Origin of the sequence: Arthrobacter sp. ISL-95 (genome assembly GCF_018613695.1) — a bacterium.
GTDB lineage: Bacteria > Actinomycetota > Actinomycetes > Actinomycetales > Micrococcaceae > Arthrobacter.
This window is the reverse complement of sequence record NZ_JAGGPR010000008.1, coordinates 149,894-161,973: the sequence shown is the minus strand read 5'-3', so window position 1 is coordinate 161,973 and position 12,080 is coordinate 149,894. Positions and strand designations below refer to the sequence as shown.

Here is a 12,080-nt window from a genome sequence, read left to right as displayed (position 1 = left end):
ACCGCCGTCGTACATCAGGTCATCGCGCATTTCCGAATGCCGTATATCTTTTGAAAAAGGGCCTTCAGGCCACGCCATTCGTTGGCGTACCCTGAGGGCCCTTTTTTGCGTAGGCTGGAGTTCGAGCGCATCGAAAGGGTAATCCATGCCGGAGGTCCAGAGTTATCAGCAGGGAACACCATGTTGGGTGGACCTGTCCTCCACCGACATTGATGTTTCCAAAAAGTTCTACAGCGACCTCTTCGGATGGGAGCTGGACGCCATGGATGCCGGAAATGGCATAACTTATTACATGGCCAAACTAAAAGGCCGCTACGTCGCGGGAATGATGCAGCAGCTACCCGATTCCCCGCCGGGAATGCCGTCGTACTGGGCGAACTACCTTGCCGTTGATTCTGCGGACGAGGCTGCCCGGCGCGTGGAAGCAGCTGGCGGAACCCTCCTTTCCCCTCCTGACTCGGTCCCTAACGGCAGCGGACGTATGTTCTTCGCCACAGATCCCACCGGTGCGCAGATTGGTTTCTGGGAGGCCGGCAACCACCCGGGTTCAGGTCTGGTGAACGAGCCCGGAGTCATGATTTGGAACGAGCTGCAGACGAATGACGTCCCCAAAGCCGTGGCGTTCTATGAGGCTGTGACTGGCTGCAGCAGCGAAATCGAGCCGGCCGGTGACTTGCAGGAGTACACGAGTCTGCTGGTGAACGGGCGACGAATCGCGGGCGCGCTTACGTTGCCCATTGAGGGGCTGTCGCCGTTCTGGATGACGTACTTCAACGTGGTGGACATTGACGCCACGGTGCAGCAGGCAGTTGAGTTGGGTAGCCACGTCATCGCCCCGGCTTTCGATGTGCCCGGGGTTGGGCGAATGGCAGTGCTCATGGACCCGGCAGGCGCAGCGTTCAGCATCATGACAGGCCTCGCAGCATGACCGCTCGCAAGCATTACGCCAGCGGCGAGCCGTGCTGGGCCGACCTTCAGACCAGGGACGTCGAGGCAGCCAAAACATTCTATGGGCAGGTGTTCGGATGGACCTACAAGGACCTCCCGACGCCGGACGGCCGCAGCTATGCGCAGGCGTTCGTCAAGGATCAGTTGGTGGCCGTGATCGCTCCGCAGAATCCCATGCAGGAGGCTGCAGGAACGCATGGCCAGTGGAACATTTACATCTCGGCCACTGACACGGAGGAAATCGCCGAGGAAGCGGTCCATGCAGGTGGGAAGCTCCAGTTTGGTCCCGAGGCGGTGGCCGACACGGGCGTCCTGGCGTTCATCGAGCCACCGGGCGGTGGAACCACCGGTATCTGGCAAGCCGGAACTCACACAGGTAGTCACTTGTTCAATGAACCCGGCGCGTTTGCGTGGGCTGAATTGTTGACGCCTGAGCCTCAGGCCGCCGTCGCGTTTTTCCAGCAGCTTTTCAGGCATGAAGTCACCGAATATCCCCAGGACGACGGCGGCAGCTACAGCACGCTGATGATCAACGGTGACGAGGTGGCCGGTGTTGTTCCTGCCGACGAGGGTGAAGAGGCCGGCTGGCAGATTTACTTCGGGGTAGCGGATCTGCGCAAAGCCGTGGAAGCGGCAGCTGCCGCGGGAGGAGAGCTTCTGGTGGAACCGGAAGACCAACCCGAAACAGGGTCCCTTGCCACCCTTCAGGATCCGCAGGGCGGGGTGTTGAGCCTGATCCAGGTCTAGGAAGGCGAACAGCAACAGAAGAGCGGCCGGGCAGTCTGCCCGGCCGCTCTCTTTACGAGGCGATAAACCGCTTAGGCGTAGGCGTTCACCAGGCGGACAGCGCCGCCGTCGACGCCCTTGGCGCCCTGGACGTAATCCGGGCCGGTCTTGTCGATCGAGTCGCTGTCAGCCGAGACCGTACCCATTACCCAGGACGGCAGACCGCGGTCGTGGAGACGGGCCACAGCTGCGTCGGCTGCTTCGGCAGAAACAATGGCAACCATGCCCACACCCAGGTTCAGCGTGCGCTCCAGGTCGGCCAGAGGAACGTTGCCGAGTTCGGACACCAGCTTGAAGATGGCGGGCAGTTCCCAGGTGTTCCGGTCTACCGTGGCCACAAGGCCCTGCGGGAGGACCCGGGCCAGGTTGGCGGCCAGGCCGCCACCGGTGACGTGGCTGAAGCCGTGAACTGCTGCGCCACCCGTGACCGGGAAAGTGCGCGCGAGGTCAAGGCAGTCAGCTGCGTAGACACGGGTCGGCTCCAAGAGCTCTTCGCCCAGCGTGCGGCCTAGTTCCGAGACCTGGCGGTCCAAGGCCCAGCCGGCGTGGTTGATGACGCGGCGGACCAGGGAGTAGCCGTTGGAGTGAAGGCCGGAGGAAGCCATGCCGATCACGACGTCGCCGGCGCGGACACGGTCCGGGCCAAGCAGGGCGTCGGCCTCGACGATGCCGGTAGCGGCACCTGCCACATCGTATTCGTGCTCGCCCAGAAGGCCCGGGTGCTCAGCGGTCTCGCCACCCACCAGGGCGGTGCCGGCTACGGAGCAGGCAGCAGCAATACCGCGGACGATGTCAGCGATGCGCTCCGGGACAACTTTGCCGCAAGCGATGTAGTCGGTCATGTAGAGCGGCTCAGCACCCACCACAACGATGTCATCCACCACCATGCCCACCAGGTCGAAACCGATGGTGTCGTGGATGTCCATGGCTTGCGCGATAGCAACCTTGGTGCCAACACCGTCAGTGGACGTTGCCAACAGCGGCTTCTTGTAGGTCAGCAGCTGTGAGACGTCGTACAGGCCAGCGAAACCGCCGACGCCGCCGATCACCGACGAGTTGTGAGTCGCCTTGATGGCGCCCTTCATGAGTTCGACTGCGCGGTCTCCCGCTTCGACGTCGACACCCGCGGAGGCGTAGGTGATACCGGAGTTGTTCTCAGCGGCGGGTGTTGCGGAGCTCATACAGACTCTTTCTTGTCGGCGTCGGTCAAACGATCAGCGTCGGTAAGGAGGTTTTCGAATTCGGCGTCGGGTCCGGGATCGCAACCCGTGGCTCCCGGCTTCTCGGCAGGGTCCTCGGAATCGTCCACGGTCTCGGACTGAGCGGCCGGTTCCAGGCCACCAAGATCGGTCCGCTCCAGGAGGTTCTTGCCCAGCTTGTCCGCGTGCGGCAGTTCGATGGGGTACTTGCCGGTGAAGCAGGCGGTGCAGAGGCGTTCGCGCGGCTGCTGGGTAGCGCCGATCATGCCGTCCTCGGAGATGTAAGCCAGCGAGTCCGCACCGATTGCCGTGGAAATTTCCTCGATGGTGGCACCGTTGGCGATCAGTTCCGCGCGGGAGGCGAAGTCGATGCCGTAGAAGCAAGGCCACTGAACCGGGGGAGAGGAAATCTTGACGTGCACTGCGGCGGCACCAGCTTCGCGGAGCATCCGTACGATTGCACGCTGCGTGTTGCCGCGCACGATCGAGTCATCCACCACAACAATGCGCTTGCCGCGGATCACCGATTCCAAAGCGTTGAGCTTGAGCCGGATGCCCAGCTGGCGCAGTGTCTGCGAGGGCTGGATGAATGTGCGGCCCACGTAGGCGTTCTTGACGAAGCCGTGAGCGAACGGGATGCCGGACTGCTCTGCGTAGCCAACAGCGGCGGGTGTGCCGGACTCGGGAACAGGAATAACGAGGTCTGCCTCGTGCGTGTTTTCGCGGGCCAACTGGCGGCCCATCTCCACGCGGGCCTCGTACACGGAGCGGCCGGCGATGGCTGCGTCCGGGCGGGCGAGGTAGACGTATTCGAAGACGCAGCCGGCGGGGGTTGCCTCGGCGAAGCGCTGCGAACGGACGCCGTCCTCGTCAATGGCGATGAACTCGCCGGGCTCGATCTCGCGAATGAAGCTTGCGCCAACAGTGGCCAGGCCTGCTTGTTCGGAAGCGACAACCCAGCCGCGCTCCAAACGGCCCAGACACAGCGGGCGGATGCCGTAGGTATCGCGGGCTGCGTAGAGGGTTCCTTCATCCATGAAGACGAAGCAGAAGCCACCCTTGATCTTGGGCAGCAGCTCCAGAGCGGTCTGCTCCAGGGTTTTGCCCTCTTCACCCTCAAGGAGAGCGGTCACCAGCGCGGTGTCCGAGGTGTTGCCCTGTTTCATCTCACCGGTCAGCTGGCCATCGTTGCGCTCAAGGATCATTTCCCGGAGCTCAGCGGTGTTGGTCAGGTTGCCGTTGTGAGCCAAGGCCACCGTGCCGGTTGCTGTTGCACCCAGGGTTGGCTGCGCGTTGGCCCAGTGGCTTGCACCGGTGGTGGAGTACCGGCAGTGGCCAACGGCCAAGTGCCCGGTAAGGGTGTTCAGGGTTGTCTCATCGAAGACTTGGGACACAAGGCCCATGTCCTTATAGACGTTAATGCGCTTGCCGTCACTGGTAGCGATACCAGCCGATTCTTGTCCGCGGTGCTGCAGCGCATACAGCCCGTAATAGGTGAGTTTTGCTACTTCTTCACCGGGAGCCCAAACCCCAAAGACGCCACAAGCGTCCTGAGGGCCTTTTTCGCCGGGGAGAAGATCATGAGAGAGTTTTCCGTCGCCACGTGCCACTGGTCGATTGTCTCATGATGTCGGCGTGGTACGTTCCCCCGCGGACTATGTGACCCCTTGAACTGGCGTGTTCCCGCGAAAATGCGGTGTGTCTCACATTGCCGGCCCCGTAAAGAGGCGGGTCAGGCGCCTGACTTAGCGGACGTCGTCGTTCTCTGGTCCTTCGTCCGGAACCGAATCCGGAACGGGCTCCACCACGGCGCGCTGGGTCCGCTTGACGCTGAAGCGGTCCAGAATCAGGGCGAGAATCGAGAAGAGGATGACGCCGCCGCCCGCGCAGACGACCAGGAAGAAGCCGAACACTGTGCTGGCGTCGAAAGCGGGGTCGGCCTGGCGGCCGTAGGCGATGATTGCGGCCACGATTGCACCAACCACGGCTCCCAAAATCATGAAGGGTACAAACTTGGGTGCCCGGCGAACCGTGATCTCGCGGCGGGCGGAGTTGGGGGTGGTGTCCTCTGAAGCCATGCCTTCAAGCGTACCGTTCCCTGCCCAAGTGACAGTTAATGCCAATGTCCTTGCGGAACATTGGCATTAACTGTCAACTCGGCGCGGGGCGTTAGCTGCCGCGGTACGTGGAGAACGCGAACGGGCTCAACAGGAGCGGCACGTGGTAGTGCTCGCCGGCGTCGGAAACTGTGAAGTTCAGGTCAACTTCAGGGAAGAACGTCTCGGTGCCCAGGCCCTCGTAATACGCGCCGGTGGCGAAGTTCAGGCGGTACGCGCCACCGGGAATCCGTTCCGGACCAAGGGTCTTGATGCGGCCATCGGCATCGGTTTCGCCCTTCGCCACCAGAGACCAGTCGTCGCCTTCGCGGACGTAAAGTACGACGGCGACACCCGCCGCCGGGCGTCCGGAACCTGTGTCCAGGATGTGGGTTGTGACTTGTGAAACGCTCATGCGTTGACTCCTTCGCTGATCAGTCCGGAGAGGCGCAGCAGTGCGATCTCCCGCAGCTGGCCGGCCACGATTGTGTCTTCTTCTTCGGGGGTGTGGGTGAGGCGTTCCTGGAGGGCGCCGAGCATTTCCTGTGCGCTGCGACCCGCAGCGCGAATGAGGAAGACCCTGCCGAACTTTTCCTCATACGCCCGGTTTCCCTCGGCGAGGGCAACTGTTGTTTGGTTGTCGCCGGGGTCCACTCCTGCCTGCTCCGAACGCGACATGGCCGCCTCGGTGGTCTGGGCCTTGGGGCGTTCGCCGATCCGGGGGTGGTGCGCCATGGCGGACTCCACCTCGGCTGCGGTGAACGGCTCGGCGGCACGCTGGGCTTGCCCCAGCAGTTCGTCGACGCTGGCGTAGGGGCGCGCGTCCACGATGGTTTCAACCCAGCGGCTGATATCCAGGCAAGGGGTGAGGGTCCTGATGGCCTCGTCCCGGTCAACACTGTTGAATACTGCAAGCTCCATGCTTGTGTCATCCTCATGCAAAATGCTGGCATCCATGGTGTGGGCTATGCGGAACTCCTGCTGGTGCCGGAGGAAGCCCGTGCTTCACGCTTCCGCATCATGGAACTGTTATTTCAGCATACGTAATTCAGTTAAGCCGAGTAGGCATGCTGGTGTCAAGAGACTACCGCTCCGTGGCGGCGTGTTCTTACCGTGAGATAAAGGCGGTGGGCCGTTATCACCAGTGCCAGCCAAGCGATGCCGATGGCCCACGCCGCCAGGACATCCGTCAGCCAGTGGTGGCCCAAATAAACGCGGCTCAGGCCCATGGTGAAGGCGAATGCTGCCGCCACGAGCACCGTGATGACCCTCGCTTTGGTGGTCTTGAGCCTAAGGATGATCAGGTAAGCCACAATTCCGGCGATCACGATCGAATTGAGCGAGTGGCCGCTGGGGAATGATGCTGAGTGTTCGTAAGGCGGAATGGCGTCCGCGATGTCCGGGCGGCTGCGGCCGAAGATCGGCTTGCCCAGAATGGTGATGACCAGCGAACCCAGCCCGGCTGCGAGCATCAGGATGACCGGTGTCCACGACCTTCGTTTGGTGGCCAGGAAGATCATGATGCCCACGGCAATAAGGGGCATGCCCACAGTTCCGCCAATATTTGTGTAGGCCGTGGTGGCCATGTCCAGCGCGGGGGAGCGCACTGTCTTGGCTGCTGCCAGTACGGGATCGTCAAGCCCGGCCACGCCGTCCGCCTCTGTCACGGACTCGTAGACCTCGCCGAACACCAAGGCCAGCGACAAAGCGATGGCAAGTCCAACAACAAGGGTGATGATCAGCGCTGCATAGGGGCCGAGCAGGGAAGTGACTTTTTCGGCACCTCCGGCCAGCACCCGGCCGACCGGGGATTTCCAGCGCGTCAGATCCTGGCCGGCGACGAACCGGTCCTGGCTGACTTCGCCCGTGACGCCCTGCTCGGGCGTCTCTTTTCCTTCAGTCGTCACTCGCATCCCCTATCCGTGGCGGCCTCAGTATTGGTGAGTAACCTTAGCAGTTTGGGCTTGGAGGATCCCCGGGTTGGGCTTTACGGGGTCGATTCGCCAACCTTGACCAGCTGCGTCTGTTCCGGTGTGAGCTCTGCGCCGCTTTCCCGGAGTGGGCGGAGCTGGGGGACGGGCTCACCCGTCGCGGGGTCAACCAGGGTGGAGTGAGCTTCGTCGGTGCTGAAGGCGTTGCGTTCGCCCCATTGCCGGAGGCTGAGGATCAGGGTGAAGAGGTCCCGTCCTGCGCTGGTGAGCTCGTATTCGCTCCGGGTGCCGCGGTCATTTGGGATTCTGAGCAGGATGCCCCTGTCCACGAGGAGGCGAAGACGGTCCGAGAGGATGTTCTTCGCCACTCCCAGCGACCTCTCAAATTCCGAGAAGCGACGCTTGCCGTCCAAGGAGTCGCGAATGATCAGCAGAATCCACTTGTCACCCACCAGGTCGGCTGTCCTGGCTACGGGGCATTCGGGGTCAGTCCAGTCGACTCCACTTGGTTGCAACATGAAACCATTCTGCCATAGGCTCAGTTGGTTGCATATTGAAACCAATTAAACGAAGGCTGGCACCATGAGCGCTGAGCAACGAACGAAATTCACCCAGGGACTGAGCCGCGGTCTCCTGCTTCTGCTCGCCGTCGTGGCCGGGTTCATGGTGTCGAACATTTACTACGGGCAGCCCCTTCTGGAGCGCATGGGGACTGAGTTGGGTACCTCAATGGCCAGCATTGGATGGATCGTGGCGTCGTCCCAAGCCGGGTATCTCCTGGGACTAGTGCTTCTGGTGCCACTGGGGGACATGGTGGACCGCCGCATTCTCATCAGTGTTCAGGTGGCGGCCAGCGCCGTGGGCGCAGTTGCCGTGGCCCTTGCTTCTTCCCAAGCGGCCTTGTTGGTTGCTTTCGCTGTCCTGGGGTTGGCCTCATCCGTGGTGCAGACCATCGTGGCGTACACGGCCGCATCCAGTAGACCGGACCAAAGGGGAGGAAACATCGGTACCGTCACTGCCGGCGTCGTGAGTGGCCTCATCCTTGCGCGGACCGTGGCGGGAGGTATGACCGAGCTGTGGGGATGGAGGTCTGTTTATGTTTTCGCTGCAGCGGCGGCTGTGATTTTGTCGCTGTCAGTCCTCCGGGCACTCCCGCGGGAGCATGCCAGCAGAGGGAAGGCGCACTACTGGCGGGCTGTTTCGTCCGTTGCGGTCCTGACACGAAGCCATCCAGTTTTCCGGACGCGTGCGCTCATCACCATGCTGCTGTTTGCGTCTTTCGGGGTGTTATGGAGCGGAATGTCGCTGCTGCTCAGCGGTCCTGCCTGGAATCTCCCGCCGGGCATCGTCGGGCTTTTCGGGCTGGCTGGCCTGGTGGGGATCTTGGCAGCGTCCAAAGCTGGTGCTGCTGCGGACCGCGGATGGGGACAACGGGTCACAGGCATGAGTTTGGCTGCGCTCCTGGGCTCGTGGCTCGCATTGTCCTTGGGCAGCTGGTCGCTGCTCTGGTTCATCGCTGGCATCGTGGTGCTCGACGCCGCGGTGCAGGCTATCCACGTCAGCAGTCAAACTATGATCGTGGCGGGCGCCGAAGAGCCAGCCAGCAGCATCATCGGAAGCTACATGGTGTTCTACTCAGTGGGCAGCGCCATAGGGGCGGCAGCTGTTGCGCCGGTCTTCTCTGCCTTGGGCTGGACCGGTGCCAGCGTTCTGGGGGCAGTGTTCGCGCTTCTCGCGGTTGCCGTTTGGTGGACGGATCGGCTCCGGCTTCGCGGTGCTGGGGCGCGTTTGGTTCGCTCCTCACAGCCCGCTGGGGCAGAATGACCTCAACCAGCTGAAGGAGTTCGCACATGCCGCACATTCTGACGTCCAGGTTCCTGTTCGGGCCCGGCCCAAGCAATTGCTACCCCGAAGCCATGGCCGCTCTGGCGTATCCCGTGCTCGGCCACCTTGACCCCGTGTTCATTGAACGGCTGGACCACACCTGCGAGGGCCTTCGAACTGTGTGGGGTACGTCCAACGCGCGGACTCTTCCGTTGAGTGCCACCGGCTCCGGCGGGATGGAAGCGGCTTTTGTGAACACCGTGTCCGACGGCGACGTGGCAGTGATCGCTGTCAACGGACTTTTCGGGGTACGGATGTGTGAGGTCGCGCGGCGTTGCGGGGCCACGGTGGTACGCGTTGATCACGAATGGGGCCAGCCCGTAGATGCCGAGCGTGTGCTCGCGGCCCACCCTCACCCGAAGGTGATCGCTGCCGTACATGCCGAGACTTCGGTGGGCGTGCTTTCCGACATCGCCGCGTTGGGTGCCGGCAAGGGTGACGCGCTGTTGATTACCGACGCCGTCACGTCCATCGGCGGACTGGAGCTCCGGGCGGACGACTGGGGGATCGACGTCGGATACGCCGGAACGCAGAAATGCCTGGGTGTGCCTCCGGGACTTTCGCCCTTCACAGTGTCTGACCGTGCTTTTGAGCGTCGCATCAAGGATCCGCGCTCCTGGTACCTCGATATCGGGCTGCTCGGCGGCTACGTCGGGGCGGCCAGCGGTGCCCGGACGTACCACCACACCGCGCCGGTCACCATGATCGCCGGCCTCGAAGCTGCCCTGGACCGCATCCTCGCCGAAGGGCTGGACGTTGTGCAGGCCCGGCATCGTGCCGCCGGGGCCGCTTTGCAGACCGGACTGCAGGACATGGGACTGGAACTGTTCGCCGCCGAAGGCTCCCGACTGCCGAGCCTCACCACGGTCAAAGTGCCCGACGGCGTCAACTCGGCTGCCGTCCGCGCCTACCTTCTGGAGAACTTCAGTATGGAAATCGGCTCGGGTGTGGGGGAGTTCGCGGACACCGTATGGCGCATCGGCATGATGGGCCCGAACGCCAACCCCGCTTCCGTGACCCTCGTGCTGGGCGCCCTCAAAGAGGCGATCGCTAAGGCCTGACCCTCTATCACATCCCGCGTGTTTGAGGCGGTCGCTCTCTCACATCCCGCGTGTTTGGGCGGGTTGCTCTATCACATCCCGCGGGCTTGAGGCCGTCGCTCTCGCACCCGTCCCGCTGCCGACGGTCAATCGGTGACGTGACCGGCGTCGTACGATAACGTCGCCGAAGCCGCGGTGGTGCCTTCGGCGGGCTGGATCGCGGTGACCGTCAACAGGCCGGCGCCCGGAAGGGTGATCGACTGGCCCTCGCGGCAGGCCTGCTTTCGCTGCTGTTCGGCGGTCCGGATCCAGAACTGGATGGCGGGAGCACCATCGGCGATGCCGATCTTGACCACTCCCACCTTGACGCCATCGAAGGTGGGCTGCATGCCTTGCTTGACTGTTACGAGCTGTTCCACGGCCATCCTTACTTCACGTCCACGGAGTACACGGAGTCGAAGTTTTCCTTGTACTCATCTTCGGTCAGTTCCAGCGTGCCGGACTTGAGGTCGTCGTCGCCTTCCATGTAACCGCCGGAAGGTCCCCACGGGTTGGCCAGGACGATCACTTTCTCGCCGTCGTCGTTGGTTTTCACATCAACCACAACGTACGCGTGGTTGGGCACGACGTCGGTGCGGTTGACTTCGTCGGACTCCCAGACCCAGTCGAAGTCGTCATCCTTGACGTCCTCGGTGCCCACGGAAATAGCTTGGCCGTCCGAAAGTTTGTCCTCGATGTCATCAAGGTTCAGCTCGCCGTCCTTGTCGGCGGACTGCCCTGTCATCAGCTCCATGGCTTCGTTGCTGAAGCCGCCGTCGATGTCGTCATAGGACCCGCCGCGGTGCTCGGCAGCTGCGCGTTCGTAGATGGAAAGCCAGTTGGGCTCGCCGTCAGCGCCCCGGACTCCACCGTCAACCGACTTGGCCTCCACAGTGACTTCCACGGGCTCGCCGTCTTCGTAAAGAGTGACGACCCAGTGCGTTGGCGGGTCGCCCACGGGACGCATGTGCTCTTCGAGGAATTCGTCCAGTTTGCCTTCACGCTCCAACACTTGGGCCACCGAGCCGATTCCAGCCAATAGCCAGCAGTCGCCAATCTGGCCTTGGTTGATATCGCTGGGGTCACCGGCGTCAGGGTCCTCGCGGACGTCGCCGGGCACATCGACGTCGGGCTTGTCCGGATCCAGCGGTCCAGGGTCACCGGGAGGGTTTGAATCTCCCCGCCCGGAACGATCGGAGCCCGTGGACCCCGAGCTGGACTTGTCCTGCTGGTCGGCATTGCGGATCAGCTCTTTGGCTTGGTTCTGCAACTCGCTGGAGATCTTTTTCAGCATGGGACGGTGCTGGGAGTCCCAAGAGGCGCGGAACATCACGGCGTCGCGGCCATCCCACGGAGCGTTGTTGATAAGGTTGCCCAGTTCCATGGACAGCGAAGTCATCCGCTCCGAATGCCGCGACATCGTCTTGGCGAGTGCCCGCAATTGAGCAATATCAGCACCGTAGAATCCCGTCATTTATCTGTCCCCCTGAGGAATTTCGTTGGTATCGCAGTTCTCGGACTTAACCGGAACAATGACGTCGAGGTTGGCCGGGAATTTCGATTGGATGGTCACCGTGGCGCCCGCGGCATCCGTGCTGCGCGTGACCACCCATCCACCCGGCACGGGATCGATTCCGTCGAAGGCAGGGAATCCGTGCTTTTCCAGGACGGGGTCCGTCACAGCGAAGACGTCCTTAAAGTGTTTGGATGGCTCCACGATGTCTGCGCTGCTTTTCATGCTCCGTGGGGAGAGCATGCATCTGCCGTCTTGGGTGCGGTTCAAGCGTGCCGGATCATCCACGGCCCAGGTGATGTCCGGCATCTTGGCTTCCATGGCGGCAACAAGGTCAGCGGTCAGGGCGTTGTACTTGGAGGCGCTTTCAGCCACAGGTGCGGGCTCGGAAGTAACGGGCGGCGCCTTGCTCGGTTCCCGTTTGGGGCCGTCGGGGGTGCTGCTGCAGCCTGCAGCAACAGTCACCACCGCGAGGGCAGCAACCAGCGCCCAGGCGTTACGGTACGTGCGGCGGTTCATTTCTTCCCCGGTTTCATTAAGTGCTCGACGGCGGATCTCACCGAATGCTGTCACGCTCAGTTGCCCTTGGCCATGGGCAGAACAACCCGGGGCCCTGGAAGCAGGTGGGATGTGAGAGATGGTTC

General features: G+C 62.6%; 14 protein-coding genes. 4 read left to right on the top strand and 10 right to left on the bottom strand.

All coding sequences use genetic code 11. The features are described from left to right. Positions 1-145 precede the first annotated feature (145 nt). Together J7I86_RS12885 and J7I86_RS12880 are read left to right on the top strand one after the other, a co-directional pair. Positions 146-928 carry a VOC family protein gene (locus tag J7I86_RS12885; protein ID WP_214820407.1) on the top strand — a complete coding sequence of 261 codons (783 nt, stop codon included), beginning with the start codon at positions 146-148 and terminating at the stop codon, positions 926-928. Next, a complete protein-coding gene (locus J7I86_RS12880; protein WP_214820405.1) occupies positions 925-1,695 on the top strand; it encodes a VOC family protein in 771 nt (256 codons plus the stop codon). Before J7I86_RS12885 ends, J7I86_RS12880 begins: the two co-directional genes overlap by 4 nt. 71 nt (positions 1,696-1,766) lie before the next feature. On the opposite strand, the gene purM is transcribed toward J7I86_RS12880, so the two are convergent. The 7 genes from purM to J7I86_RS12845 form a co-directional block, all read right to left on the bottom strand. Then, positions 1,767-2,915: a phosphoribosylformylglycinamidine cyclo-ligase gene (gene purM / locus J7I86_RS12875; protein WP_214820403.1), complete on the bottom strand. Its 1,149-nt coding sequence runs from the start codon at positions 2,913-2,915 to the stop codon at positions 1,767-1,769. After that, positions 2,912-4,543, bottom strand: coding sequence for an amidophosphoribosyltransferase (gene purF / locus J7I86_RS12870; protein ID WP_214820401.1), 1,632 nt, complete (start codon positions 4,541-4,543; stop codon positions 2,912-2,914). The genes purM and purF overlap by 4 nt, the downstream gene beginning before the upstream one ends. A 135-nt stretch (positions 4,544-4,678) precedes the next feature. Then, complete coding sequence (locus J7I86_RS12865) at positions 4,679-5,011, bottom strand: hypothetical protein (protein WP_214820399.1); 333 nt, start codon at positions 5,009-5,011, stop codon at positions 4,679-4,681. Between the two features lie 91 nt (positions 5,012-5,102). Beyond that, positions 5,103-5,444, bottom strand: coding sequence for a hydroxyisourate hydrolase (gene uraH, locus J7I86_RS12860; protein ID WP_214820398.1), 342 nt, complete (start codon positions 5,442-5,444; stop codon positions 5,103-5,105). Next, on the bottom strand, positions 5,441-5,950 hold the full coding sequence (gene uraD, locus J7I86_RS12855; protein ID WP_214820397.1) for a 2-oxo-4-hydroxy-4-carboxy-5-ureidoimidazoline decarboxylase: 510 nt from the start codon (positions 5,948-5,950) through the stop codon (positions 5,441-5,443). Before uraD ends, uraH begins: the two co-directional genes overlap by 4 nt. A 155-nt stretch (positions 5,951-6,105) precedes the next feature. Next, complete coding sequence (locus J7I86_RS12850; RefSeq protein WP_214820396.1) at positions 6,106-6,936, bottom strand: phosphatase PAP2 family protein; 831 nt, start codon at positions 6,934-6,936, stop codon at positions 6,106-6,108. Between the two features lie 80 nt (positions 6,937-7,016). Continuing rightward, positions 7,017-7,478: a helix-turn-helix domain-containing protein gene (locus tag J7I86_RS12845; RefSeq protein WP_214820395.1), complete on the bottom strand. Its 462-nt coding sequence runs from the start codon at positions 7,476-7,478 to the stop codon at positions 7,017-7,019. Between the two features lie 64 nt (positions 7,479-7,542). Between J7I86_RS12845 and J7I86_RS12840 the strand changes: the two genes are divergently transcribed. Together J7I86_RS12840 and J7I86_RS12835 are read left to right on the top strand one after the other, a co-directional pair. Beyond that, a complete protein-coding gene (locus tag J7I86_RS12840) occupies positions 7,543-8,784 on the top strand; it encodes an MFS transporter (protein WP_214820394.1) in 1,242 nt (413 codons plus the stop codon). 26 nt (positions 8,785-8,810) lie between these two features. Then, positions 8,811-9,905 (top strand): alanine--glyoxylate aminotransferase family protein, encoded by a 1,095-nt coding sequence (locus tag J7I86_RS12835; RefSeq protein WP_214820393.1) that lies wholly within the window; start codon positions 8,811-8,813, stop codon positions 9,903-9,905. Between the two features lie 125 nt (positions 9,906-10,030). Here the strand turns inward: J7I86_RS12835 and J7I86_RS12830 are convergent, their stop codons facing one another. From J7I86_RS12830 to J7I86_RS12820, 3 genes are all read right to left on the bottom strand, one after another. Beyond that, positions 10,031-10,303, bottom strand: coding sequence for a hypothetical protein (locus J7I86_RS12830; RefSeq protein ID WP_214820392.1), 273 nt, complete (start codon positions 10,301-10,303; stop codon positions 10,031-10,033). A gap of 8 nt (positions 10,304-10,311) precedes the next feature. Further along, complete coding sequence (locus J7I86_RS12825) at positions 10,312-11,397, bottom strand: C2 family cysteine protease (RefSeq protein ID WP_214820391.1); 1,086 nt, start codon at positions 11,395-11,397, stop codon at positions 10,312-10,314. Then, on the bottom strand, positions 11,398-12,080 hold a 683-nt coding region (locus tag J7I86_RS12820), incomplete at its 5' end, for a hypothetical protein (protein ID WP_286179730.1). It lies immediately after the preceding gene.

Excerpts from the sequence above, each read along its gene's own strand:
- uraD (WP_214820397.1), bottom strand. The coding sequence starts at position 5,950 with ATGGAGCTTGCAGTATTCAACAGTGTTGACCGGGACGAGGCCATCAGG.
- J7I86_RS12840 (WP_214820394.1), top strand. The coding sequence starts at position 7,543 with ATGAGCGCTGAGCAACGAACGAAATTCACCCAGGGACTGAGCCGCGGT.
- J7I86_RS12835 (WP_214820393.1), top strand. The coding sequence starts at position 8,811 with ATGCCGCACATTCTGACGTCCAGGTTCCTGTTCGGGCCCGGCCCAAGC.
- purM (WP_214820403.1), bottom strand. The coding sequence starts at position 2,915 with ATGAGCTCCGCAACACCCGCCGCTGAGAACAACTCCGGTATCACCTAC.
- J7I86_RS12880 (WP_214820405.1), top strand. The coding sequence starts at position 925 with ATGACCGCTCGCAAGCATTACGCCAGCGGCGAGCCGTGCTGGGCCGAC.
- J7I86_RS12885 (WP_214820407.1), top strand. The coding sequence starts at position 146 with ATGCCGGAGGTCCAGAGTTATCAGCAGGGAACACCATGTTGGGTGGAC.
- J7I86_RS12845 (WP_214820395.1), bottom strand. The coding sequence starts at position 7,478 with ATGTTGCAACCAAGTGGAGTCGACTGGACTGACCCCGAATGCCCCGTA.
- J7I86_RS12825 (WP_214820391.1), bottom strand. The coding sequence starts at position 11,397 with ATGACGGGATTCTACGGTGCTGATATTGCTCAATTGCGGGCACTCGCC.
- J7I86_RS12865 (WP_214820399.1), bottom strand. The coding sequence starts at position 5,011 with ATGGCTTCAGAGGACACCACCCCCAACTCCGCCCGCCGCGAGATCACG.
- uraH (WP_214820398.1), bottom strand. The coding sequence starts at position 5,444 with ATGAGCGTTTCACAAGTCACAACCCACATCCTGGACACAGGTTCCGGA.